Origin of the sequence: Dechloromonas hankyongensis (assembly GCF_022012295.1) — a bacterium.
Classification (GTDB): domain Bacteria; phylum Pseudomonadota; class Gammaproteobacteria; order Burkholderiales; family Rhodocyclaceae; genus Azonexus; species Azonexus hankyongensis.
Genome location: NZ_JAKLTN010000002.1, coordinates 417,585 through 442,082, shown reverse-complemented (window position 1 = coordinate 442,082; position 24,498 = coordinate 417,585). Strand labels below are relative to the sequence as shown.

Sequence of the window (24,498 nt, the reverse complement as noted above, 5' to 3'; positions counted from 1 at the left end):
ACGGCGACGCGCCTTACAGCAGATCGGCCGGGATGTTGCCGCCGTTCGCCGCCAGTTTCTGCAGCACGGCCTTGTGCAGCCACATGTTCATCTGGGCCGAATCGCCCATCTTCTCAGGCGGACAACCCAGTTCGCCGGCCAGTTCCTTGCGCGCCGCCAGGCTGCTGTCGAGACCAAGCAGCTTGAGCAGATCAACGATCGATACCTTCCAGTTCAATTTTTCCGGATTGGCTGCGGCCAGCGATTCCATGCGGGCCATTACATCGACCGTGCTGATCGCCGTCGGCCCAGCCGGTGCCGCCGCCCCGGGAGCAGGCTGCGGCGTCGGGGCCGCTTCGGCCGAAGCCTGTTTGTCGCCTTCGCCAAAACCCAGTTTGGCCAGAATGTTGCTGAAAATACCCATGTCGATTCCTTCGTGAAGTGGAAAAAGGCCGTGGCACGGCGATAAAGCCCTGCCCATGGTCTTTTCCCGACGACGCGGAATCGGTGAAATCAGCCTGCTCCATTCGGACCATCCCACCGGCTTGTTGCCGAACCACCGGCCGGCAGGCCGTTTTCAGCCCGCCCCGATCAGCAGCCGCAGGTCAGCCGCGATGTCGGCCGCGCTCTGCTCATCCTTGACGTAAAGGCGCAGTCGCCCTTCCGGATCGAAGACGTAACAGGCAGCACTGTGGTCGATAACGTAGCCCATGCTGCCCTCGACCGGGCGCCGGATGGCGGTGGTGCGGAATTCGGCGAGCACCTGCCGGGTTTCCTCCGGCGTGCCGCGCAGGGCCACGAAATCCGGATGGAACCAGGGCACGAATTCGTGCAGGCGTTCCGCCGTATCGCGCTCCGGATCAACCGTGACGAACAGCACCTGGACGCGTGCCGCCTGCGGCCCGAGCAGCTTCATCACCTCGGCCAGCTTGCTCAGGGTGGTCGGGCAGACATCGGGGCAGGAGACGTAGCCGAAGAAGAGGATCACCACCTTGCCGCGGAAATCGGCCAGCACACGTCGCCGCCCGGTCGTGTCGGCTAGGGCGAAGTCCCGGCCGAAGCTGGCCCCAGTCAAATCGGTGGCCTGGTATGCCGGCGCGGCCGGTTTCCCGCACCCGGCAAGGAGAACGGCGATCAACGGTAGTGTGAAAAATTCACGGCGGTGCATGAATTATTTTTGAACTTATGCAATGCGGCAGATTCTGATCGTGTGTCCAGATTCTCACAAGGGGAGGGAGCGGGATGTCAATCCGTGTGCCTGCAACAAACCCTAGCGTGCCAAAGACACGTCGAGCGCGTCTTTTTGGGAGTCTGCTGGCTGCCGCCAGCGCCCTGTTGGCCCACCAGGCGACAGCGGCCTTCAATTTCAACTTCCCCGAGCCGGTAACCCCCATCGCCCGCGAAACGCTGGCGGTGCACAACGAGTTCATGCTGATCATCACGATCCTGTTCGTGGTGGTCTTCGCCATCATGGTCTATTCGATGATCTACCATCGGAAACGGCCCGGCTACGAAGCGGCAACCTACACCGCGCCGACGAGCCGCCTGCAGTGGTTCTGGGTCATCCTGCCCTTCGCCATCCTGCTCTTCATCGATTTCGTGCTGATGGGCATCCCGGCGGTCAATGCCATCGTCGAGATGGAGGACATCAAGACCAAGGCCGACATGGTGCTCAAGGTCACCGGCATGCAGTGGAAGTGGCAGTACGAGTACCCGGAATCCGGCCTCAAGTTCACCAGCACGCTGGCTACGCCGCGCAGCCAGATCGACAACGCCGAGGCCAAGGGCGAGCATTACCTGCTCGAAGTGGATAACCCGGTCGTGCTGCCGGTCGGCAAGAAGGTGCGCGTCCTGCTCACTTCGACCGACGTGATCCACACCTGGTGGGTGCCGCAATTTGGCGTCAAGCGCGATGCGGTGCCCGGGTTCCTGCGCGAAACCTGGGTCAAGATCGAAAAGCCCGGCATCTATCGCGGCCAGTGCGCCGAACTGTGCGGCAAGGACCACGGTTTCATGCCGGTAGTCGTCCATGCCGTGCCTGAAGCCGAGTTCATCGCCTGGCAGGACGCCCAGAAGGCCAAGATGGCCGCCGCGGCGAGCAGCGCCGACCGGACGTGGAGCAAGGACGAACTGATGGCGGCCGGCAAGACCGTCTATGAAAAGCAGTGCGCCATGTGCCATCAGCCCGAAGGCCAGGGTCTGCCGCCCACCTTCCCGGCACTGGCCGGTAGCAAGGTGGTCAATACCCCGCTGCTGTCAGCGGAAGACAAGATTGCCGCCGACAGCCATGTCGACCGCGTGATGAACGGCAAGGCGGGGACGGCCATGCAGGCCTTCCGCAACACGCTGTCCGACGCCGACCTGGCCGCGGTGATCACCTTCGAGCGCAACAGCTTCGGTAACCACCGCGGCGACATGATCCAGCCCGCCCAGATCAAGGCCCTGCGCCAGCAAGGAGGCAAGCCATGAGCACCGCCATCCCCTATCCAACCGGACAACATGACGCGCCGCACCCCAGCGGCCTGCTGCGCTGGCTGACGACGACCAATCACAAGGACATCGGCACGATGTACCTGACCTTCGCGCTGATCATGTTCTTCGTCGGCGGCCTGATGATCCTCGCCGTGCGCGCCGAACTGTTCCAGCCCGGCCTGCAGTTGATGAAGCCGGAGTTCTTCAACCAGCTGATCGGCGTGCACGCCCTGGTCATGATCTTCGCCGCGCTGATGCCGGCGGCGACCGGTTTCGCCAACTGGATGATCCCGCTGATGATCGGCGCTCCGGACATGGCCCTGCCCCGGCTCAACAACTGGGGCTTCTGGCTGCTGCCGCCGGCCGCCATCCTGCTCACCCTGCCTTTCACGCTGGCCCTGTTCGGCATCGGCGACGGCGCCATCGCTACCGGCTGGACCTTCTACGCGCCGCTCTCGGTGCAGGGCGGCATGGGCGTCGATTTCGCCATCCTCGCCGTGCACATCCTCGGCATCTCGTCGATCATGGGGTCGATCAACATCATCGTCACCATCTTCAACATGCGGGCGCCGGGCATGACCATGATGAAGCTGCCGCTCTTCGCGTGGGGCTGGCTGATCACCGCTTTCCTGCTCATCGCCACGTTGCCGGTGCTGGCCGGCGCGGTGACCATGTTGCTTACCGACCGCCATTTCGGCACCCATTTCTTCGATGCGGCCGGCGGCGGCGACCCCATCCTCTTCCAGCACCTGTTCTGGTTCTTCGGCCACCCCGAAGTCTATATCCTGCTGCTGCCGGTGTGGGGGCTGGTGCCGCACGTCATTTCGACTTTCTCGCGCAAGCCGACCTACGGCTACACGGCGCAGGTGTACAGCTTCATCGCCATCGGCATTCTGTCGGTGGTGGTCTGGGCGCACCACATTTTCACCTCCGGCATGCCGATCCCGGCGCTGATCTATTTCATGTTCAGCACCATGTCGATCTCGATCCCGCTCGCCGTGCTGTTCTTCTGCTGGATCGCCACCATGTGGCGCGGCGCGATGACCTTCGAGACGCCGATGCTGTTCGCCGTCGGCTTCATCGTCCTCTTCGGCATCGCCGGGCTCACCGGGCTGGTGCTCGCCGATGTCGCCGCCGACGCCCAGTATCACCACAGCTATTTCGTCGTTGCCCACTTCCACTACGCCCTGTTCGCCGGCGGCATCATGGGCGTCATCACCGGTGTCTATTACTGGCTGCCCAAGTGGACCGGCCACATGTACAGCGAAAAGCTGGGCAAGCTGCATTTCTGGCTGACCGTCATTTCCTTCAACCTGACTTTCATCCCGCAGTTCTTCCTCGGCCTGGCCGGCATGCCGCGGCGCATTCCCGACTACGCGCTGCAATTTGCCGAATTCAACGCCATCTCGACGGTCGGCGCCTTCATCCTCGGCCTGTCGCAGCTGATCTTCGCCTACAACGTCTGGACTTGCGTGCGCGGCGGTGCCAAAGCCGAAGCCCGAGCCTGGGAAGGCGCCGAGGGACTGGAGTGGGAGTTGCCCTCGCCGCCGCCCCACCACAGCTGGGAAACGCCGCCCGTCATCCATTGAGAAGCCGCCATGGACAACGCCTTTTCCCCGGAAGACCTGGCCCGTCGGCGCAGCCGGTCGAAGCGGCTGGCCTGGCTGATCGGCGGCGCCGTGCTGCTCCTCTACATCGCCGGCTTTTTCCTGAAGCGCTGAAGGCATGGAACAAGTCAGCCACCCCTCACCGGACAGCAGCCGCCTGATCCGCCGGCTGCTCCTGCTGGTGGCCTGCGGCTTCGCCTTCGCGTTCGCGCTGGTCCCGCTCTACGACGTGCTGTGCCGGGCCACCGGCCTGAACGGCCGGACGGCCGGCGGATTCACCACCGGCGGCCTGTCGGCACCGGTCGCCTCGTCCGCCCAGCCCCGCCCCGCCGTTGATGTCACCCGGCTGATCCGCGTCGAATTCACCGGCACGGTGATGCCCGGCCTGCCCTGGGACATGCGCCCGCTGCAGACCAGCGTCGAACTGCACCCTGGCGAAATGCAGCAGGTCAGCTACCTGGTACGCAACCTGTCGGACAAGCCGGTCACCGGCCAGGCCGTGCCCAGCGTGTCGCCCGGTCAGGCGGGGCAGTATTTCGAAAAGATCGAATGCTTCTGTTTCGAGCAACAGACGCTGGCCCCCGGCGAAGCGCGTGAAATGCCGCTCGCCTTCATCGTCAAGCCGGAAATCAACGCCGACATCGCGCAGATCACGTTGTCCTACGCTTTCTTCAGCATCGACGGCCAGCGCCAGACGCTGACCCGCCCCCGGGAGGAAAAATGAGCACACCGTCTGCCCATCCGGCCGCGCACGGCCACTATTTCGTACCGTCGCCCAGCCTCTACCCCTTCATCCTGTCCTGCGGCATGCTGACGCTGGCCCTCGGCTTCCTGCTCAACCTGAACGCCTCGCCGCTCGGCAAATGGGTGATGCTGGCCGGCTTCGGCATTATCACCAGCGTCCTCTTCGGATGGTTCGGCCGCGTCATCGGCGAATCGCGCAGCGGCGCCTACACCGACTGGGAGGATCGCTCCTTCCGCTACGGCATGGTGTGGTTCATCGCCACCGAGGTGATGTTCTTCGCCGCCTTCTTCGGCGCGCTGTTCTACATCCGCGTGCTGTCGGTGCCGGCGCTGGGCGGCATGGAGGCGGCGCACGGCTACTCGCTGTGGCCGGAATTCACCGGCAGCTGGCCGACCAGCGGGCCGAAGGGACCGAATTTCACGCCAATGGGGGCGTGGGGCATTCCGGCGATCAATACTGCGCTACTGCTAAGTTCCGGCGCCACCGTCACATGGGCGCACTGGGGGCTGCTCAAACGCCGGCGCGCCCAGCTCAATCTCGGCCTCGCCGCCACCGTGCTGCTCGGCAGCTGCTTCCTGATCCTGCAGGCCTACGAATACCACCACGCCTACACCGAACTCGGGCTGACCATGGGCGCCGGCGCCTATGGCGCGACCTTCTTCATGCTGACCGGCTTCCACGGCTTTCACGTCACGCTCGGCACGGTGATGCTGACGGTCATTTTGGTCCGCTGCCTGAAGGGCGATTTCACGCCGGAACGCCATTTCGCCTTCGAGGGCGTGGCTTGGTACTGGCACTTCGTCGATGTGGTGTGGCTGCTGCTCTTCGTGTTCGTTTACTGGCTGTAGCCGGTAATCACACCGCTGCGAAAAGCCAGCAACAAAAGGAGGAAAAGACAAATGGACAAGCCAATGCGCCAGGTGAGCATGCGTACCGTCCGCTCTCCGGCGCCCCGCTCGCGGTAGAGCCAGTAAAGCCCGGAAAACAGGCTGAAGATGATCCCGAACAACAACACGACGACCAGCAGCTTGACCATGAACGTCTCCGGCAATGCGCAGGGGCAGTATGCGCCGGCGCCGGGGGCGGCGACAAGCCGGCCGGTCAGCTCACGGCGCCGCGTTGCGCTGTTCGGCGGATTGCTGCTGGCCGTGCTAGTGCCGGCCTTCGTCTCGCTCGGCCTATGGCAATGGAACAAGGCCGAGGCCAAGCAGGCGCTGCAGGTTGAGCTTGACCAGCGCGGCCTGGCACCACCCACGCCGTTGCCGGCCGGCCTGCCCGCCGCCGACAGCCTGCGCTACCGGCATTTGATCGTGCGCGGCACCTACGATGCCGACCATCAAGTCCTGATCGACAATCGCCTGTACCGGGAGGTCGCCGGCTACCATGTGCTGACCCCGCTGCGCCTCGCCGACAGCGACCGCTATGTGCTGATCAACCGCGGCTGGCTGCCGGCGCCGCCCGATCACCATGAACGCCCGGCGGCTCCCGTACCGGCCGGCGAAATCGAACTGACCGGCATCGCCATCCTGCCGCCGGAGCGCTTCTTCAACCTCGCCGCGCAGCCGGTCAGCGGCTGGGAAGCGGTCTGGCAGAACCTCGACCTGGAACGCTTCCGCGGGATACTGCCTGGCCCGGTGCTCGGCATCGTCATCCAACTCGACCCGCAGGCGCCAGCCGGCTTCGGCCGCGACTGGCCGCGCCCGGACGAGCGCATCGAACGCCATCGCAGCTATGCCTTGCAATGGTTCGGTTTCGCCATCGCCAGTGTCGGCATCTGGCTTTTCCTGCTCGTCCGCCGGCCATGAATACGGCCGCCCATCCCGTCCCGCCTGCCCCGCCCACCGGTCAGCTGCGCCTGCTGGTGCTGGTCGTCGCCCTGTTCGCCCTGCCCTTCAGCGTTGCCGGCGGGCTGTTCTACGGCGGCTGGCAGCCGGAGCGCACCGCCAACCGCGGCTTCCTGGTCGTACCACCGGTGGCCCTGCCGCTGGCCGAGCTGCAACCGGTCGTCGATCCGCAAGGGCGCTGGCTGCTGGTGCTCGCAGGCGGCCGCGACTGTGCGGCCGATTGCCTGCGCCACGTCGACGAACTGCGCCGCGTCCAAGTTTCGCTGTACAAGGAAATGAACCGCGTCCGCCGGCTGGTGCTGGTCGACAACGAGCCATCGGCTGAGCTGACCGCGCTGGCCCGGCAGCAACTCGACTTGCTGATCGCCCGCAAGCCGGCGAGTTGGGCGAGGATTGATGCCATCCATGTGCTCGACCCGCAGGGGCGGCTGGTTCTCGATTACACCGTGGAAGCCCCGCCCCGCGACATCCGCAGCGATCTCGAACGCCTGCTCAAGGCAGGCCGGAACGGTTAGGAGACACACCATGCAAGCCATCGCCGCCCCCCGTCTGCCCCTCGGCCAGCGCCTGATCGCCTTTTCTCACCTGTGCAAGCCGCGGGTGAACAGCCTGATCGTATTCACCGCCATGATCGGCATGTGCCTGGCCAGCCGCGAATTTCCGCCGCTGCTCCGCTTTCTCGTCGCCTCGCTCGGCATCGCGCTGGTCTCCTTTGCCGCGGCGGCACTCAATTGCCTGGTCGAACGCACCGTCGATGCGCGCATGGCGCGCACCCGCTGGCGGGCCACCGCCCGCGGCGACATTTCGGCCGGCGAAACCGTCACGCTGGCCACCCTGCTCGGCGCCGCCGGCCTGTGGCTGCTGCACCACTACATCAACGACCTGACCCTGTGGCTGACCCTGGCCACCTTCGTCGGCTACACGGTGATCTACACGCTGATCCTCAAGCCGGCGACGCCGATGAACATCGTCATCGGCGGCGCTTCCGGCGCCATGCCGCCGTTGCTCGGGTGGGCCGCGATGACCGGGTCGGTATCGGTCGAACCGCTGGTGCTGTTCCTGATCATCTTCCTGTGGACGCCGCCGCACTTCTGGGCGCTGGCCTGTTACCGGCGCGAGGACTACGCCCGCTCCGGCCTGCCCATGCTGCCGGTGACCCACGGCCTGGCCTGCACCTGCCAGCAGATCCTCGGCTATACGGTGATGCTCTCGGCGGCCAGCCTGATCCCGGTGTCGCTCGGCATGAGCGGCGGCTTCTACCTGGCGGCCATCGCCGTGCTCGACCTCGTCTTCATCGGCAACGCCATCGGGCTCTGCCGCAACTACAGCGATGCCAAGGCCCGCGCCTGCTTCCGCTATTCCATCCTCTATCTGACCCTGCTCTTCGCCGCCCTGTTCGCCGACCGGCTGATGAACTGAACGATGAACCGCAAGCTGCTCGCCGTCACCGCCCTGCTCGCCCTGTTCGTCATCGGCCTCGGCGCCTATGTGCGGCTGTCCGATGCCGGCCTCGGATGCCCGGACTGGCCCGGCTGCTACGGCCACTACCTTGGCGTGCCGAGTACGCCGGACGAACAGGCCGCGGCGCAGGCCAGCTACCCGGTACGTGAAGTGCATGCCGGCAAGGCCTGGAAGGAAATGGTGCATCGCTACGCCGCCGGCAGCCTCGGCCTGCTGATTCTGACACTGTGCCTGCAATCCTGGCGCCGCGCCGCCCGCCAGACCGCTTCGCCCATACTGCCGACGCTGCTGCTCGGCTTGGTCTGCGCCCAAGCTGCACTCGGCATGTGGACCGTCACGCTGCTGCTCAAGCCGGTCATCGTCACCCTGCATCTGCTGGGCGGCATGAGCACCTTGGCTCTGCTGCTGGCGCTGCTCATGCGCCAAGCCGCGCCTTCCCCGTTGCCGGTTACCGCCGTGCCCATCAGGCTGCGCTGGCTGGCCGGCCTCGTGCTGGCCACCGTCTTCGGCCAGATCGCCATCGGCGGCTGGGTCAGCAGCAATTACGCTGCCCTGGCCTGCACCGCCTTCCCTCACTGCCTCGACGGCGGCACCCCGGCCATGGATTTCCATCACGCCTTCACGCTTTTCCGCGAACTGGGCGAAACCGCAGCCGGCCAGCCGCTACCCGGCGAGGCCCTGATCGCCATCCACTGGCTGCACCGCCTCGGCGCCCTGCTCGTCGCCGGCCTGGTCGCCGGCCTGGCCTGGCAACTGTTGCGCCATCCCGGCCTGCGCCGCTGGGGGCAGGCATTGCTGGGCGTTCTCATCCTGCAACTGGGGCTCGGCATCCTCAATGTGCTCGCCGCCCTCCCGCTGCCCATCGCCATCGCCCACACCGTCGGCGCCGCACTGCTGCTCGGCACGACGCTGGCGGTCAATCTGCATATAACGGGTGGACTTAGGCAGCACTCACGCGCCCCTCAGGAAAAAATCCGATTGGCGATCTTCAGCCAAATTAATCGGGCTCTGGGCCGCAGCACCTAGAACATTGAGCTATGCTCTGACGCCAGTCAGACACCAAAGCGTGACAATGTTGCCGGCACCTCTCTACCCTCCAGCTTGAAAACATTGCCACCTTGGCCAGTTCCGCGGTATATCGCAGCATTGCGCCAACAGAAAGAGACACTCGCGCCTGTCGAGAAGACTAATGCCATTGCTAAACAGACTTGCCGAATATCTACAGCAGGCCCGTCGGGTAAATACAAAGCACGGACTGTCCCCCATTCGCCAGCTTTTCGAGATCGTGCGGCTTACTCGTTCCCCGGGACAAATTGGACCCGGCGATTACTATTCCTATCGCCTTTTCGACCCCATGTTGAGCCATATTGATAAGGAGCAGTTCGTCGGCTGGAAGGTTGAACCCCGGCTCGACGCGCTCAATGACCGTTCGTGGCATTGCCTTGGGCTGGACAAAGTCCTGATGTATACGCTTTTTCAACACGCCGGTATCCGCGTTCCGCAAACCCAAGCTATTTATTTGTCGGGCCGCACTCGACCGCTTGCAGGTTCAATAGCCTTGAATAGTCCTGCTGCACTTCATGCCTGGCTGAGAAATCCTGACAACTACCCCTTTTTCTCAAAACCCTCTGCCAGCGGATTCGGTCGTGGCGCTTTTCTAGCCGATGCCTACGATGCGATGAATGACTGTATTTTGTTGCGCGAAGGCACACGAATCCAAGTCATCGAGTTCGAAAAACAATTTCATGACATAGAGCGCCTGGGATATCTCTTTCAAACGCCCATACAGGCTGATTCCCGACTCGTCGACAGTATTGGAAAAACAGTCTCAAGCTTGCGCATGATCGTACTATGCGATGAGCACGAAGGACCTGTACTGCATCGCTGTTTCTGGAAACTGCCGACCGGCAACAACTCGCACGACAACTACAACGGCGGGAAAACCGGAAATTTGGCTGCTGCCATCGATCATGACACAGGTCGGGTTACTCGTGTAATCAACGGGACCGGTCTGGATCTTGTCGAAATCGAGCGACACCCCGATACCGGCGTAAACTTCGCAACACTGGCAGTACCGAACTGGCAAAAAGTTTGTCAATTCACTTTCGATGCAGCGTTGACACTACCCAAACTCAGATTTCAGCAGTGGGACATTGCGCTATCCAATGACGGTCCATTGGCACTGGAAGTTAATCTCTTTGGAACGGGCGGATGTGACCTGACGCAATTGCTGTATCGCAAAGGACTCCTTGACGACACGATGAGAGCCTTCCTTGCTCGTCATTCGATCTCAATAAATTAGGCTCAAAATCTTGACTGAGATCCTGCCTGATATTCGATCCACTTTGTCCCGCTTCCGCCTTATCAGTTTTGCATTGATTCTCGTCTGGCTCTACGCATTTTCCGCGCCGGCCCTAGCGCTCAACGAAGCCCCGTTGCGGATCATCTCCTCGTACATCGAAAGCAATCCCGATTGTTCCGAGCAGATCACGGAATGGAACCGCAAGAACGGCAAGCGGGCGATTGCCGGGGAGATTTCCCGCGAGTTCTATTACCGCGTGCTCGGTTTCCTCGATTGGGGCGCTTGCGGCAGACCCTATTTCAAGCCGGTCTTCATCGAATTGCAGAAGGTCTGGATGATCTACGCGAAGGGCCTGGTTTCTGAAACGGACTACAACGCCAAGGAGGGGGAACTGATCAACCTGCTGTTCGCTGCCATTCAGGCCGGCGACCAGGGCGAGGCGATGGTCAGGCGCTACCAGCAGAACATCGCAGCAAAGCTCATCCGGCTGGAACCTGAACGCCAGTTCTTCAACTGCACCTACTTCGGCGATCAGCCGAAATGTAACGACTGAGCACGGCAGCAATCCCGCCGGCCGGCGGCTGTCGTGATAAATTCGCACCCGACCGAAAATTGACCCCGAAGCTTGTAATGAACGACCAATTCGACCTTTTTAATCCGGACGCCGAAGAGCAGCCAGCAGCCGCTCCGGAGACTGCGCCGCCGGCCATTGCCGCCTCTGCCGATTCTCCCGCTGAGCCGCTTGCCGCCCCGCTCGAACCAGCCGGCGAAGACGACGTGCTGTGCGGCAACGAGCCGCCCGAACTGCCGCCGGCCGCCAGCGGCCCGGCCGACGACATTCCGCCGCCGGCCGATTACGCTGCCCGCCGTTACCTCGAATACGCCATGAGCGTCGTCACCGGCCGCGCCCTGCCCTCGGTGGCCGACGGCCAGAAGCCGGTGCAGCGCCGCATTCTGTACGCCATGCACCGCATGGGCCTGTACCGCAGCCCGAAGCACGTCAAATCGGCGCGCGTCGTCGGCGACGTCATCGGCAAGTACCACCCGCACGGCGACTCGTCGGTGTACGACGCCATGGTGCGCATGGCGCAGGACTGGAGCCTGCGCTATCCCATCGTCGATGGCCAGGGCAACTTCGGCTCGCGCGACGGCGACAACGCCGCCGCCATGCGTTACACCGAAGCCCGCCTGACGCCCATAGCCGAACTGCTGCTGTCCGAACTCGATGAAGGCACGGTGGACTGGAAGCCGAACTACGACGGCGTCAACGACGAACCCTGCCTGCTCCCCGCCCGCCTGCCCTTCTGCCTGCTCAATGGCGCGTCCGGTATCGCGGTCGGCATGGCTACCGAAATCCCGGCCCACAACCTGCGCGAAGTAGCCAACGCTGCCGTCAACCTGATCCGCAATCCGGAAACCAGCGAGGACGACGTGCTGGCCATGATCCCCGGCCCTGACTACCCGGGCGGCGCGCAGATCATTTCGTCGGCCGAGGAAATCGCCGCCACCTACCGCAGCGGCCGCGGTAGCCTGCGCGTGCGCGCCAAGTGGAAGATCGAACCGTTGGCCCGCGGCCAGTGGCGCCTGGTCATCACCGAACTGCCGCCGGGCGTGTCCACCGCCACGGTGATGTCGGAAATCGAAGCCTGTTCCAATCCAGTGGCCAAGGAAAAAGCCGGCAAGAAGGTATTCACGCCGGAACAGCTCAACCTCAAGGCCGCCTTCCTGTCGGCCATTTCGGAATCCGGCGTGCGCGACGAATCGGGCAAGGAACACGATGTCCGCCTGGTCATCGAACCGGCCTCGTCGCGCCAGGGCCAGGACGACCTCGTCCGCCTGCTGCTCGCCCACACCAGCCTGGAAACCAACGCCTCGATCAACCTCACCGTGCTCGGCGTCGCCGGTGCGCCGCGCCAGGCCTCGCTGTATTCGATCATCGCCGAGTGGTGCCGCTTCCGGCTGACCACCGTCGAGCGCCGCACCCGGCATCGCCTGTCCGCCGCCGAAAAGCGCATCCACATCCTCGAAGGCCGGCAGGCCATCCTGCTCGACATCGACCGCGTCATCAAGGTCATCCGTGAATCGGACGACCCCAAGGCCGACCTGATCGCCCACTTCAAGCTGTCCGACATCCAGGCCGAAGACATCCTGGAAATCCGCCTGCGCCAGTTGGCCCGCCTCGAAGGCATCAAGATCGGCGAGGAATTGGCCAAACTGCGCGACGAAGCGGCCGGCCTGAACAAGCTGCTCGATTCCGAAGACGCCCTGCGCGCCTGCGTCGCCACCGAAATCGAGGCCGATGCGAAGAAATACGGCGACGACCGTCGAACACTGATCGAAGCCGATGCCAAGGTCACCCTGTCCGACACCAAGAGCCTGTCGATTCCCGACGAACCGACCACGCTGATCGTCTCGAAACACGGCTGGCTGCGCTCACGCTCGGGCCACAACATCGACCCTACCCAGCTCACCTTCCGCTCCGGCGACAGCCTGCTCGCCTGCATTCCGTGTCGCACCGTCGATGCGCTGATCATCCTCGACCATCTCGGCCGCGCCTACTCCATCCCCGCCGCCGACATCCCCGGCGGCAAGGGCGACGGCGTACCGGCCACCTCGCTGGTCGATTTCCAGGACGGCGGCAAGCTGTGCCTGGCCCTGGCGGTTTCCAGCGACAAGTTCTACCTGGTCGCCGGCGATGGCGGTTACGGTTTCCGCGCCAAGGGCGAGGATTTCCTGTCGCGCGGCAAGGCCGGCAAGGGCTTCCTGACCCTCGGCGACGGCGAAGCCCCGGCCATTTTCCAGCCCGCTCCCGCTGCAGGCGATATCGCCTGCATCACCCGGGATGGCCGCGCGCTGGTCTTTGCCGTCGAGGAAATCCGCCAGTTGGCCAAGGGGCGCGGCCTCAAGCTGATCGATGCCAATCCGGGCAAGACGGCGCTGGAGGAAATCATTCCGGTGGTCGACGGCGTTGCCGGCAAGCTAAAGGGCGAACGCCTGGAAGTCTGCCGCGGCAACCGCGGCGGCAAGGGCAAACCGGTCAGGCTGCCGCGCAAGTAAAAACCGGGGCAAGCGCCCGGTTTAGCGAAATATGGGCAAAGAAAAAGCCCTTGGCGTTGCCAAGGGCTTTTTTTGCTAGCCGCAGACCAACTGCGACTGTTCGTCCTGCTCCGCGACTTAGGCAGCCTTCTTGGCAGCCTTCGGAGCGGCGACGTTGGCGGCCTTCAGGGTGGCACTGGTGGCAGCGGCAACGCTGGCTTCAGCCACTTCGGCAGCCTGCTTGGCAGCCTTGTTCAGGCCTTCGTAGGCTTCGTTGGCGGTCTTGATGGCCGACTTGACGGCGGCGACAGCAACTTCGGAGCCAGCCGGAGCGGATTCCAGGGCCTTTTCGACCAGGCCGGAGACCTTGGCGTTGGTTTCGGCAACCTTGCTTTCAACTTCTTTGGCGATCTTGTCCTTGGTTTCGGACGCGATGGCGATCACGTTGCGCGAGTATTCCATGCCTTTTTCCAGCGACGGGGCAGCCAGTTCCTTCTGGATGGCGACGAAGGACGGGACGTCCTTGGCACCCAGCAGGGTGTTCAGGTTGGACATCGAGGCTTCGAAAGCCGAACGGGTAGCAGCCAGGTTCAGCAGGGCCAGACGCTCGACACCGTCAAAGGTGGTGTTGGCGAAGAACAGGGCGAAATTGAGGCCGGACTTGGCGAAATCTTCGGGTTTGGTGAACATGGTATTTCTCCTGGGGTTGGGGTGATTTATTTGCCGCCCACTTCATGTTGCGCTGCAGCATGACTTTATTCTATTCACCCGAATCCGGATGTCAACACCTTTTGTGCAGCGCACAAAATCAGTGTGTGGCGTTTATGCAACCGCCTTTACGGCGCGCCGCTGGCAGGCACTTCCAGCCCCAGTTCGCCAAGGATGCGGGTCATCGCATCGGCCGCCCCGAGCGGCAGATAAAAATCGACCATATCGCTCAACTGGGTGCGGGCCGGATTGATTTCGACGGTGGGAATGCCGCTGCTCGCGGCGAAGACCACCGGCTGAGTGATATAGGGGAAGATGCTCGAGGTGCCGATGCTGAACACCATGTCGAAGCCTCCCTGGAAAGCGTCGATGAAGCGATCCAGCTCATCTTCGGGCAGTGCTTCGCCAAAGAGCACCACTTTCGGCCGCAAGACCCCGCCGCAGGTCGGGCAGCGCGGCGGAACCTCGCGCCCGCTCATGTCGCCGGCCGCCTCTTCATGGGCGCAGACCGTGCAGGCCAGTTCCTGCAGATTGCCATGAATCTCGACGATGTCCCGGCTGCCCGCCGCCCGGTGCAGGCCATCGACGTTCTGCGTAAACACCATCACCCGCTCGAGGTGCTCCTGCAGCACGGCGATGGCCCGGTGCGCGGCGTTGGGCTGGGCGCCCCGGCAGCCCTCTTCGATCTGGATCAGGTACTTCCAGGTTATGTCGGGCCGCGCAGCGAATACCTCGCCGGACAACGCCTCCTCGATGCGCAGCCCTTCGGCCGTAATCTCGCTGTCGTACAGGCCGCCCACCCCGCGGTAAGTCGGCAGGCCGGAATCAGCCGAAATGCCGGCCCCGGTAATGAATAGCACCCGTTTCGCCCGGGCGAGATGGCGGGCGACGGCGGCGATGGCTGCTTCGGTGCCCTGGTCGTGGCTCATGGCAGCGACAATCCCGTCATTGAATCAGGAATTTGGTGAACAGCACTTCCTTGACGCCATCTTTCCTGTCCTCATGGATGATGTGGTTGGCCAGTTCTATGACCTCCTCGATCAATTCCTTTTTGCCGGCCAGCGTCCGCAGATGTGCTTCCTCCTTGCCGGACATCAGCAGGATGATCTCGTGCTGGATCTTCGGCCGATAAACAACCAGCTCGTGCGCCGCTTCAGGCGATCCGGTCTCGAAAATCAGTCCGAATTGCACATAGGCCCTGTCGCCCAGATTGAAGGTGAACACCATCGGCTCCGGCGCCCCGCCACCGCCATGGTCGTTGGCCGAAGCGGCTAAGGGAAACAGGCTGGTCAGCAGGATGACGCCGACCGCCAGGAGGGTTTTGCAAACGCGATAGGTAAGGGACATGGAAAACTTCAATCGAACATCAAAAACATGGGCTGAAGCGTGGTTTATACCGCCTCAACATGAAAATTGCTACCGGCATGCGCTCACAGCCCCTGCGGCTCGAGCTTCAGCCAGACGGTGAAGCTGGCGCCCTTGCCGAGCGTGCTGTGGGCGGTGATCCGGCCACCGTAGCGCTCGACCAGCGCCTGGCTGACCCACAGCCCAAGCCCGTTGCCCCCCGGTTTCTTGGCCGTGAAGAAGGGTTTGAAGAGTTGCGCCAGATCGGCCTCGCTGATGCCCGGCCCGGAATCGGTCACGATCAGGCGAATGCCGAGCGGCATGTCGGTCTCGTCCCAGTCCTCGACGCAAATTTTAAGCACCCCGCCCTTGGGCATGGCCTGGATGGCATTGACGAACAGGTTGATGATGACCTGCTGCAGCTCGTTCTTGTTGCAGACGATGCGCCGCGTCGAATCGACATGCTGCTCGATGGCGATATCGCCCTTGGTGAGCAGGTGGCGCACCAGCAGAAGGCAGTCCAGGAGCAGCACCGAGGTGTCGACCGGTTCGAGGTAACCGACGTAATCCTGCGGCCGGGCGAATTGCAGCAGCTTGGCGACGATCAGCCGGACGCGCTGGACCTGTTCGTGGATCAGCTTGATTTCATTGGCCACCGGTTCGGCGCGCGGGCCGAGCACGTCGCGCAGCACGTCCAGATTGCCCTGGACGACGGCGATCGGATTGTTGATCTCGTGCGCCACGCCGGCCGTTAGCTGGCCGATGGCGGCCAGCTTCTCGTTCATCACCAGTTGCGACTGCGCCGCCTTAAGGTCGGCCACGGCCCGCTCCAGTTCGGCCGTCCGCTCGGCCACCTTGGCGTCGAGCGAAGCCCCCCAGCGCTTCAGCGACTCGGCCTGGGCCTGCAACTGGTCGAGCAGGCGGTCGAAGTGGGCGGCCATGGCCCCCAGCTCGTCCTCGCTCTCGACATTGCCGACCCGGGCATCGAGATCGCCCTGCTCGATGGCCGTCATCGTCGCGTGCATGCGCTCGATGGGCTTGAAGACGCGGCGCGCCGAAAGCACCGCGAAGGCGCCGGCCAGCAGCATGGCCAGCACGAAGACACCGGCCACCGCGGCAAAGGCCTGCCAGCGGGCACGGACGAAAGGTTCTTCAAGAAAACCGACGTAGAGCATGCCGATACGCTGCTGGCGGCCGTCGAGCAGCGGCTCGTAGGCCGAAACGTACCAGTCGCGCACGACGAAGGCGCGGTCGAGCCAGGTCTTGCCTTGGTCGAGCACCGTTTGATGCACGGCCGCCGACACCCGGGTGCCGATGGCCCGCGTCTCGCCGAACAGCCGGACATTGGTCGCCACCCGCACGTCGCCGAGGAACAGCGTCGCCGTCCCGGCGCTGCCGAAGGGCAAGGCGCCGTCCGGATAGACGATGGCATTCATGTTGTCGATGAAGTCGAGGTTCTTGTTGAGCAGGACCCCGCCCTCGAGCACGCCGATCAGGCGGCCGGCGGCATCGAAGACCGGCGCCGCCGTATGGATGACGATGCCGCCATCCTCGACCTCGCGCCCGTCCGACTTGGCATTGGGCGTGGCGACGAGAGGCGTCCGCGCCTGCGCGGCCAGCTCCGGGCGGATGGCGGCCAGTTGCGCGGCGGAAAAAGCCTCGGTTTCCGTCCGCTCGCTGCCGGCCAGGGCCGAGGCGACAACCGGCCACTGTCCGCCAGCCCGGCGGGCGGCATTGACGTCCAGGAAGCGCAGGAAATCGAGCTTGCGCTCGGCCAGCATGGCGCCGAGCAGGTTGGCGACATCGGGCGACGGCGGCCCGCCATGGCGACCGACGGCGCGCAGCACCTTGTCGGAAACAGCCAGGCTGGCCACCGAGCGCCCCACCCCCTCGGTCACCCGCTCGAAATAGCCATGGGCAACGGCCAGATCGCTGCGCACCTTGGTCACCAGCAGGCGGTCGAAGTAATTACCGCCCCAATAGGCCAGCGCGGCCATGATCAAGGGCAGCACGACGCCGAGCGGGATCAGCGCCAGCAACAGCAGGCGCGTGCGGATCGAGCGCCGGGCGGGAAGGATCACATGCCCCAGGCCTGGCACTTGCGGTCCATGGTCTTGCGGGAAATTCCCAGGCGGCGACTGGCTTCCGACTTGTTGCCGTCGCAGGCGGCGAGGACGGCCAGGATGTGCCGCTTCTCGACGGCGACCAGCGTTTCGTCGGTGCCGGCCGGCGCCGGGACGATATTGCCGACCTCCGGCTCCGGCCCGATATCGAACCAGCCGAGGATCAGCGAGCGTTCGACCAGGTTGCGCAATTCGCGCACATTGCCCGGCCAGTCGTAATCGGCCATGCGGGCCAGTGTACGGGGATCGAGCGCCAACGGCGGCACACCCAGGCTGGGCGCGAGCAGCCCGATGAAATGGCGGACCAGCAGCGCGATATCCTCCGGCCGCTCACGCAATGGCGGCAGGGTCACTTCGAGCACCTGCAGACGGTAGTAGAGATCCTGGCGAAAGCGCTGGGCGGCGACTTCAGTTTTCAGGTCGCGGTTGGTCGCGGCGATGACGCGCACGTCCACGGCCACCTCCTGCTCCGAACCGACCGGCCGGATACGCCGTTCTTCCAGCACGCGCAGCAGCTTGGCTTGGGCGGCAGGCGGTAGTTCGGAAATCTCGTCGAGGAACAGCGTGCCGCCGCGGGCGTAGTAGAACAGGCCTTCGCGGCTCTGCTGGGCGCCGGTGTAGGCGCCCTTGATGTGGCCGAACAGTTCGGATTCGATCAGCTCGGCCGATATGGCGGCGCAGTTGACCGGCACGAACGGCCCGTCGGCACGCTTGCTCATGCGATGCAGGGCGCGGGCGGCGACCTCCTTGCCGGTGCCCGATTCGCCGCTGAGCAGCACCGTGGCCGGCGTCGGCGCGATGCGCTTGAGGCGGTCGCAGACCTTGAGCATCAGCTCGGACTGGCCGACCACGCCATCGATATCGGCGGCATGGGTGCTGACCTCGCGGCGCAGCACGAAATTTTCACGGGCCAGTTGCGAGCGCTCGAAACAGCGCTGGATGGCGTTCAGGGCCAAGGCCAGCGAAAAGGGCTTGAGCAGAAAATCGGCCGCCCCGGCGCGCAGCGCGTCGATGGCGGTATCCAGATCGGCGTAGGCGGTCATCAGCACCACGTCGCCGGCATAGCCGTCCTGGCGCAGCTCGTGCAGCCAGTCGATGCCCGAGCAACCGGGCAGCGCGATGTCGAGCACGATCAGGTCGTAGCGGTTGCGCTGCAGCATCGGCCGTGCCGCCTCGACGCTGTCGGCGCAATCGACCAGACCGCAGCGCGTACTCAAGGCGCGCTGCAGGAAACTGAGCATGCCCGGCTCGTCATCGACCACCAGTACCGAATATTGCGACCAGGGCGCTTCGTTGGCGCCGACCAGGCTTTCTTCCATGTCCCCAAGCTTCTTTATCGTTTGATTTACCGCGATTTTCGCATGCCTTGCCGTCTGGCAGGTGCGTCACTTTGTCCGTCGGCGCCGGGACAAAATGTCCCACCCGTGCCGCCCCGACCGGACCGGCGCACGGCCATCCAGCGCCGCTGCACCGCCCGGCAGCGATGGCCTCGATCTTGCTGTCCCGTAATACGGCTAAAATGCCGGCTTGCGGTCTGCGTACCGCACGTAACAGGTGGCGCCCCGGCGCCTTGTAAGCTGCCGTGATATCCGCACGGCGGCGGTTGTCGTAAAAATCGGAGCTTTACATGACCCCATCCAGCATGCGCCGCCGGGCGCTGAAGGGGGCGCTGGCCTGCGCCTTCGCCTCGGCCCTCGCCTTCCCCGCCATCGCTTCCGACGCCGTCCTGCGCGTCTCGGCCATCCCCGACGAAGCGCCCACCGAGTTGCAACGCAAGTTTGCCCCGCTCGGCAAGTACCTCGAAGCCCAGACCGGCATGAAGATCGTTTTCACGCCAGTTTCCGACTACGCCGCGGTCGTCGAATCGCTGGCCACCCGCAAGATCGACCTCGCCTGGCTGGGCGGCTTCACCTTCGTGCAGGCCAAGATCCGCACCAACGGCACAGCCATCCCCATCGTCCAGCGCGAAGAGGACGCCAAGTTCACCTCCAAATTCGTCACCGCCGACCCGGCGATCAAGTCGCTGGCCGATCTCAAGGGCAAGACCTTCGCCTTCGGCGCGCCGTCGTCCACGTCGGGCAGCCTGATGCCGCGCTTTTTCCTGCAGCAGGCCGGCCTCAATCCGGAAAAGGACTTCAAGAACGTCGCCTTCTCCGGCGCCCATGACGCCACCGTCGCCTTCGTCGCCGCTGGCAAGGCTGATGCCGGCGTGCTGAACGCCTCGGTGTGGGACAAGCTGGTCGAGGCCAAGAAGGTCGATACCGACAAGGTCCACGTCTTCGCCACCACCCCGCCCTACTTCGACTACAACTGGACGGTGCGCGGCGACCTCGACCCGGTCGTCGTCAAGAAGCTGACCGACGCCTTCCTCAAGCTCGACCCGAAGAACCCGGAACACGCCGAGATCATGCAGTTGCAACGTGCCTCCAAGTTCATCCCGACCAAGAAGGAGAACTATGAAGGCATCGAGAAGGCAGCGCATTCGGCCGGTCTGCTCAAGTGAGTTTTACGCTGGACGGCGTGGGGCTGACCCACGCCAACGGTTTTACGGCGCTGGCCGACATTTCGCTGCAGGCCAGCCAGGGCGAACGCATCGCCCTGGTCGGCCCGTCCGGCGCCGGCAAGACCAGCCTGCTGTCGGTGCTCGGCACGGCGCTGACGCCAACTGCAGGCCAGGGCAAAGTGCTGGATTGCCCGCTGGGCGGTACGACACCAGGCGGCCATGCCGCCAAATGGGTACGCCCACGCATCGGCACCATCCATCAAGCGCCGCCGCTGCCCGGCCGGCAGCGCGTGGTCACCGCCGTCTTGGCCGGCAAGCTGGGCCAGTGGCCGGCCTGGAAGTCGCTGGCCTCGCTGCTCTATCCGCTCGATATCGCCGGCGCCCGTGCTGCGCTGGCCCGCCTCGACCTGGCCGACAAGCTGTTCGTGCGCTGCGACCAGTTGTCCGGCGGCCAGTTGCAGCGCGTCGGCATCGCTCGCGTGCTCTACCAGCAGCCGCAACTGATCCTTGCCGACGAGCCGGTTTCCGCCCTCGACCCGGCCCTGGCCCTGGCCACCATTCGCCTGCTCATCGCCGACGCCGAAGCACGCAACGCCACGCTGGTCGCCAGCTTGCACGCCGTCGACCTGGCCCTTGGCAATTTCTCGCGCATTGTCGGCGTCAAGGCCGGGCGCATCGCCTTCGACCTGCCCGCCGACCAGGTCGGCATGCCCCTGCTGCATGACCTCTACGCCAGCGAAGGGGGTGAATTGCCGGTGCAGGCCCATGAGCCGCACTTTCTGTCGCAACCGGCCGCCAACGACGCGGCGACGCGCGCCGCATGTTGCTGAGTACCGCCGACAACCACGCCACAAGCGACCCGGCCGCCCGTGGCCGCCTGCTCGGCGTTCTGACCGCGCTGATAATCCTCTGGCCCCTGTTCCAGGCCGCCGAAGTCAAGCCCGGCGCCTTGTTCGATCCGGGCAACCTGAAGGTTATCGGCCATTTCCTGGCCGCCTTCCTGCCGCCCGAAACCGGCCACGAATTCCTCGGCTATCTCGGCAAGGCGACGCTGGAAACCCTGGCCATCGCGACGGCGGGCATGGCGCTGGCCTTTCTGCTCGCCGTGCCACTGGCCTATCTGGCGACCGCCGCCGGCCGCGACCGGCCGGCGCTCAATCCGCTCACCCGTAGCCTGCTCACCATCCTGCGCGGCATTCCCGAATTGGTCTGGGCCCTCGTCTTCGTGCGCGTCTTCGGCCTCGGCCCGGCGGCCGGCGTGCTGGCGCTCGGCCTGACCTACGGAGGCATGCTGGCCAAGGTCTATGCTGAAATTCTCGAATCGGTCGATGCCACGCCGGCCCGCGCCCTGCGCCAGACCGGCGCCGGCCGGCCGCTGGCCATCCTCTACGGCCTGCTGCCGCAAGCCTCCAAGGAACTGGCCTCGTACACCGTCTACCGCTGGGAATGCGCCATCCGTGCCTCGGTGGTCATGGGCTTCGTCGGGGCCGGCGGCCTCGGCCAGCTGATGGACCAGGCGATGAAGATGCTCAACGGCGGCGAAGCGGCCAGCATCCTGCTCGCCTTCATGGTACTGGTTTTTTCCGCCGACGGGCTGTCCGGGTGGCTACGCCGCGCCCTCGACACCCCGCCGGCCGGTCGGCCCTCGCCCTTCGGCTGGCGCAGCCTGCTCGTTGCTTTGGCGCTGGTCGGCGGCATCACGGCCAGCTTCGGCCTGCTCGAACTTGGCTTCGGCGAACTGTTCACGGCCGATGCGGCGCGCAGCATAGGCGAATTCGCCGCCAGCTTCTTCCCGCCCGACCTTTCCGCCGAATGGCTGACCCGCGTCGGCAAGGGCGTCTGGGAGACCCTGGCCATTTCCGTCGTCGGCACCCTGCTCGCCGCCGGCACCGGGCTGCTCCTCTCCCTGCCCAAGCCGCGCGCCCCGTTCAGCTTCCTGCTCAACACCCTGCGCTCGGTGCCGGAACTGGTGTGGGCGACAATCACCGCGCTGGCCGTTGGTCTCGGCCCCTTTGCCGGGGCGCTGGCGCTGGCCCTGCATACGTCCGGCGTCCTCGGCCGGCTCTACGCCGAAGCACTGAGCAATGCTCCACAACAACCCGGCCAGGCACTGCGCCTGAGCGGGGCCGGCAACGGCCTGGCCTTTCTCTACGGCACGCTGCCCGGCGCCGCGCCGCAACTGATTGCCTACACGCTGTACCGCTGGGAGATGAATATCCGCATGGCGGCCATCCTCGGTTTCGTCGGGGCCGGCGGCCTGGGGCAACTGTTGTATTTCGAGCTGTCGCTGTTCCATTACGCGCAGGCATCGACCGTCATCATCGCCATGCTCGCCCTGTCCATCGCCGTCGACCAGAGCAGCGCTTGGCTGCGGCAACGCATGCGCTGAAGCGGCATCTCCCGTTTGGGGGCAGACCGGCGTATATTTCGCCCTCCTTTGTGCGGCGATACCGAAAATCCGCCGCCCGACCGCTTCATTGCCCGTAGAAAAATGCCGCTGCCCACCTTCGATATTGCCGACTACCCCGCCCAACTGGCCGCCAAGCTGGCCGGATTCGAACAGAACTTTGCCGAATTCGGAGTCAGCGGCACGGCGGTGCACGCTTCAGAGCCGCACCATTACCGCATGCGCGCCGAATTCGGCATCTGGCACGACGGCGACAGCCTCGACTACACCATGTCGGACCCGGATGACCCCAAGCAGAAAATCCGGCTCGCCACCTTTCCGCCGGCCGCCGAAGCCATCTGCGCCCTGATGCCCCGCCTGCGGGAGCAGCTGATCCCCAGCGACGCCCTGCGCCGCCGGCTGTTCCAGGTCAATTTCCTCGCCACCCTGAGCGGTGAGTTGATGGTCACGCTGATCTACCACCGCCCGCTCGACGATGCTTGGGAAAGCGCCGCCCGCGCACTCGCCGCCGAACTCGGCATACAGCTGATCGGCCGCAGCCGTGGCCAGAAGATCGTCATCGACCGCGACTGGCTGCTCGAGGAATTCGAATTGAACGGCCGCCACCTGAAATATCAGCAGGTCGAAGGCAGCTTCACTCAGCCCAATGCTGGCGTGAATCGCCAGATGCTGGCCTGGGCCTGCCAGCAGGCCGCGGGTTTCGGCGGCAATCTGGTCGAGCTGTATTGCGGCAACGGCAATTTCACCATGGCCCTGGCCCCCTTGTTCGAGCGGGTGCTGGCCACCGAAGTCAGCAAGACCTCGGTGCATGCCGCGCAGTACAACATGGCCGCCAACGGCATCGACAATATCGCTCTGGCCCGCATGTCGGCCGAGGAATTCAGCGCCGCCCTGACCGGTCGCGAGCAGTTCCAGCGCCTAAAGGACATCGACCTCGACGCTTTCCGCCACGCCACGCTGTTCGTCGACCCGCCGCGCGCCGGCCTCGACGACGCCACGGTCGAACTGGCCCGCAATTTCGACCGCATCCTGTACATCTCGTGCAACCAGGAAACCTTGCGCAACAACGTCGCGGCGCTGAACGACACCCACCGGATCACCGCTTCCGCCGTATTCGACCAGTTTCCCTATACCCACCATCTGGAGTGCGGTGTGGTGCTCCAGCGTCGCTGACCCCGCAGCCCAAGTGGAGCCGGCGAAAATGACCGACAGATGCTAAAATACGGGTAGTTTCATTGAGGATTCACGTTGTGCGCCGTTTGTTCGCCGTAGCCGTCGCTACGCTCTTCTCGTTGACCGTTCAGGCAGCGGAGCCAGTCTCCGAGGATACGGTTTCGTTCGTCGATGCCACGGCTGCGCACGCCGATGTGACGATCACGCCGATCCCGATGCCGGCGCAGGTCACCGAACTGCTGGCGCCGCTCAATCCGGCGGCCAAGCTCAGCGCCGCCAAGAAGATCAAGCAGGCGAAGAAAGCCGCGATTCCGGCCACCCTGCTGTCGCGCACCGAACGTCAGCAGCTGGCGTTGGTCAAGAAGGCGCGGATCGCCGACGGCAACCCGGCACGCGGCACCGAGCGCAATGCCGAGCAGAATGACGAAGGCCATTCCGACTACGACGACCTGGCGCTGCACCAGTTCTACAGCCGTCCCCGGCTGGTCAAGGATACCGACCACCAAGATGACGGTGACAGCAGCGCCATCGCGCCGTCCGAAACGGCCCGCGTCCGCCTGCTGATGGCCCGCCTGAAGGCACTCGAAGCGCATGCCTTGGCCCAGGTCCACGACGATGGTGAAGCACTGTCCGGAGCGGTCATGGACCGCTTACAGGCGGCCCGCCTGCGGGCCGTGGAAGCGCACCAGAAAAAATTCGCCTGACCGCCTGATCGCTCGCTGACGTGATCCGCCCCGGCTTGCGCCGCCGCAGGGCGAGGTGTAAAACATCCCGTATGAATGATCCGGCTTCCG

General features: G+C 64.6%; 25 protein-coding genes. 17 read left to right on the top strand and 8 right to left on the bottom strand.

The window, feature by feature from the left end; all coding sequences use genetic code 11:
* Positions 1–13: 13 nt before the first annotated feature.
* The gene (locus LZ012_RS10605; protein ID WP_275710540.1) at positions 14–403 is read right to left on the bottom strand and encodes a DUF3597 domain-containing protein; all 390 of its coding nucleotides are present in this window, start codon (positions 401–403) and stop codon (positions 14–16) included.
* A 153-nt stretch (positions 404–556) separates the two neighbouring features.
* A complete protein-coding gene (locus tag LZ012_RS10600; protein ID WP_275710538.1) occupies positions 557–1,147 on the bottom strand; it encodes an SCO family protein in 591 nt (196 codons plus the stop codon).
* Positions 1,148–1,254: 107 nt separating this feature from the next.
* On the opposite strand from LZ012_RS10600, the gene coxB reads away from it, so the two are divergent.
* From coxB to LZ012_RS10575, 5 genes are read left to right on the top strand one after another with little or no spacing between them, the layout of a single operon-like run.
* Positions 1,255–2,448, top strand: coding sequence for a cytochrome c oxidase subunit II (gene coxB, locus LZ012_RS10595; protein ID WP_275710535.1), 1,194 nt, complete (start codon positions 1,255–1,257; stop codon positions 2,446–2,448).
* A complete protein-coding gene (gene ctaD, locus LZ012_RS10590) occupies positions 2,445–4,040 on the top strand; it encodes a cytochrome c oxidase subunit I (protein ID WP_275710533.1) in 1,596 nt (531 codons plus the stop codon). The genes coxB and ctaD overlap by 4 nt, the downstream gene beginning before the upstream one ends.
* Before the next feature lie 9 nt (positions 4,041–4,049).
* Positions 4,050–4,172 carry a hypothetical protein gene (locus LZ012_RS10585; RefSeq protein WP_275710531.1) on the top strand — a complete coding sequence of 41 codons (123 nt, stop codon included), beginning with the start codon at positions 4,050–4,052 and terminating at the stop codon, positions 4,170–4,172.
* 4 nt (positions 4,173–4,176) lie between these two features.
* Complete coding sequence (locus tag LZ012_RS10580) at positions 4,177–4,782, top strand: cytochrome c oxidase assembly protein (protein ID WP_275710529.1); 606 nt, start codon at positions 4,177–4,179, stop codon at positions 4,780–4,782.
* The gene (locus tag LZ012_RS10575; protein WP_275710527.1) at positions 4,779–5,651 is read left to right on the top strand and encodes a cytochrome c oxidase subunit 3; all 873 of its coding nucleotides are present in this window, start codon (positions 4,779–4,781) and stop codon (positions 5,649–5,651) included. Before LZ012_RS10580 ends, LZ012_RS10575 begins: the two co-directional genes overlap by 4 nt.
* On the opposite strand, the gene LZ012_RS10570 is transcribed toward LZ012_RS10575, so the two are convergent.
* Complete coding sequence (locus LZ012_RS10570) at positions 5,639–5,839, bottom strand: twin transmembrane helix small protein (protein ID WP_275710525.1); 201 nt, start codon at positions 5,837–5,839, stop codon at positions 5,639–5,641. The two genes, LZ012_RS10575 and LZ012_RS10570, sit on opposite strands and share 13 nt — an antisense overlap.
* On the opposite strand from LZ012_RS10570, the gene LZ012_RS10565 reads away from it, so the two are divergent.
* The 7 genes from LZ012_RS10565 to parC all read left to right on the top strand — a co-directional run bounded on the left by LZ012_RS10565 (position 5,838) and on the right by parC (position 13,467).
* Positions 5,838–6,608: an SURF1 family protein gene (locus LZ012_RS10565; protein WP_275710523.1), complete on the top strand. Its 771-nt coding sequence runs from the start codon at positions 5,838–5,840 to the stop codon at positions 6,606–6,608. The genes LZ012_RS10570 and LZ012_RS10565 overlap by 2 nt on opposite strands.
* The gene (locus LZ012_RS10560) at positions 6,605–7,162 is read left to right on the top strand and encodes a hypothetical protein (RefSeq protein ID WP_275710521.1); all 558 of its coding nucleotides are present in this window, start codon (positions 6,605–6,607) and stop codon (positions 7,160–7,162) included. The genes LZ012_RS10565 and LZ012_RS10560 overlap by 4 nt, the downstream gene beginning before the upstream one ends.
* Before the next feature lie 10 nt (positions 7,163–7,172).
* A complete protein-coding gene (locus LZ012_RS10555; protein ID WP_275710519.1) occupies positions 7,173–8,066 on the top strand; it encodes a heme o synthase in 894 nt (297 codons plus the stop codon).
* A 3-nt stretch (positions 8,067–8,069) separates the two neighbouring features.
* On the top strand, positions 8,070–9,134 hold the full coding sequence (locus tag LZ012_RS10550; protein WP_275710516.1) for a COX15/CtaA family protein: 1,065 nt from the start codon (positions 8,070–8,072) through the stop codon (positions 9,132–9,134).
* Between the two features lie 163 nt (positions 9,135–9,297).
* Entirely contained in the window at positions 9,298–10,410 is a 1,113-nt protein-coding gene (locus LZ012_RS10545) for a sugar-transfer associated ATP-grasp domain-containing protein (RefSeq protein ID WP_275710514.1), read from the top strand.
* Between the two features lie 10 nt (positions 10,411–10,420).
* On the top strand, positions 10,421–10,963 hold the full coding sequence (locus tag LZ012_RS10540) for a hypothetical protein (protein WP_275710512.1): 543 nt from the start codon (positions 10,421–10,423) through the stop codon (positions 10,961–10,963).
* A gap of 77 nt (positions 10,964–11,040) precedes the next feature.
* Positions 11,041–13,467, top strand: a complete 2,427-nt coding sequence (gene parC / locus LZ012_RS10535) for a DNA topoisomerase IV subunit A (RefSeq protein ID WP_275710510.1) — start codon at positions 11,041–11,043, stop codon at positions 13,465–13,467.
* A gap of 117 nt (positions 13,468–13,584) precedes the next feature.
* Here the strand turns inward: parC and LZ012_RS10530 are convergent, their stop codons facing one another.
* From LZ012_RS10530 to LZ012_RS10510, 5 genes are all read right to left on the bottom strand, one after another.
* A complete protein-coding gene (locus LZ012_RS10530) occupies positions 13,585–14,136 on the bottom strand; it encodes a phasin family protein (RefSeq protein WP_275710508.1) in 552 nt (183 codons plus the stop codon).
* 146 nt (positions 14,137–14,282) lie between these two features.
* Positions 14,283–15,083, bottom strand: coding sequence for an NAD-dependent deacylase (locus tag LZ012_RS10525; protein ID WP_275710506.1), 801 nt, complete (start codon positions 15,081–15,083; stop codon positions 14,283–14,285).
* 16 nt (positions 15,084–15,099) lie between these two features.
* On the bottom strand, positions 15,100–15,501 hold the full coding sequence (locus LZ012_RS10520; RefSeq protein ID WP_275710504.1) for a flagellar basal body-associated FliL family protein: 402 nt from the start codon (positions 15,499–15,501) through the stop codon (positions 15,100–15,102).
* A gap of 83 nt (positions 15,502–15,584) precedes the next feature.
* Positions 15,585–17,579, bottom strand: coding sequence for a sensor histidine kinase (locus LZ012_RS10515; protein WP_275710502.1), 1,995 nt, complete (start codon positions 17,577–17,579; stop codon positions 15,585–15,587).
* On the bottom strand, positions 17,576–18,940 hold the full coding sequence (locus LZ012_RS10510) for a sigma-54-dependent transcriptional regulator (RefSeq protein WP_275710500.1): 1,365 nt from the start codon (positions 18,938–18,940) through the stop codon (positions 17,576–17,578). Before LZ012_RS10510 ends, LZ012_RS10515 begins: the two co-directional genes overlap by 4 nt.
* A 308-nt stretch (positions 18,941–19,248) precedes the next feature.
* On the opposite strand from LZ012_RS10510, the gene LZ012_RS10505 reads away from it, so the two are divergent.
* The 5 genes from LZ012_RS10505 to LZ012_RS10485 all read left to right on the top strand — a co-directional run bounded on the left by LZ012_RS10505 (position 19,249) and on the right by LZ012_RS10485 (position 24,408).
* On the top strand, positions 19,249–20,124 hold the full coding sequence (locus tag LZ012_RS10505) for a putative selenate ABC transporter substrate-binding protein (RefSeq protein ID WP_275710498.1): 876 nt from the start codon (positions 19,249–19,251) through the stop codon (positions 20,122–20,124).
* On the top strand, positions 20,121–20,954 hold the full coding sequence (locus LZ012_RS10500) for a phosphonate ABC transporter ATP-binding protein (RefSeq protein ID WP_275710495.1): 834 nt from the start codon (positions 20,121–20,123) through the stop codon (positions 20,952–20,954). Before LZ012_RS10505 ends, LZ012_RS10500 begins: the two co-directional genes overlap by 4 nt.
* On the top strand, positions 20,945–22,513 hold the full coding sequence (gene phnE / locus LZ012_RS10495) for a phosphonate ABC transporter, permease protein PhnE (RefSeq protein ID WP_275710493.1): 1,569 nt from the start codon (positions 20,945–20,947) through the stop codon (positions 22,511–22,513). The genes LZ012_RS10500 and phnE overlap by 10 nt, the downstream gene beginning before the upstream one ends.
* Positions 22,514–22,615: 102 nt before the next feature.
* Entirely contained in the window at positions 22,616–23,704 is a 1,089-nt protein-coding gene (gene trmA, locus LZ012_RS10490) for a tRNA (uridine(54)-C5)-methyltransferase TrmA (RefSeq protein WP_275710491.1), read from the top strand.
* A gap of 77 nt (positions 23,705–23,781) precedes the next feature.
* Complete coding sequence (locus LZ012_RS10485) at positions 23,782–24,408, top strand: hypothetical protein (RefSeq protein ID WP_275710489.1); 627 nt, start codon at positions 23,782–23,784, stop codon at positions 24,406–24,408.
* Positions 24,409–24,498: the final 90 nt, after the last annotated feature.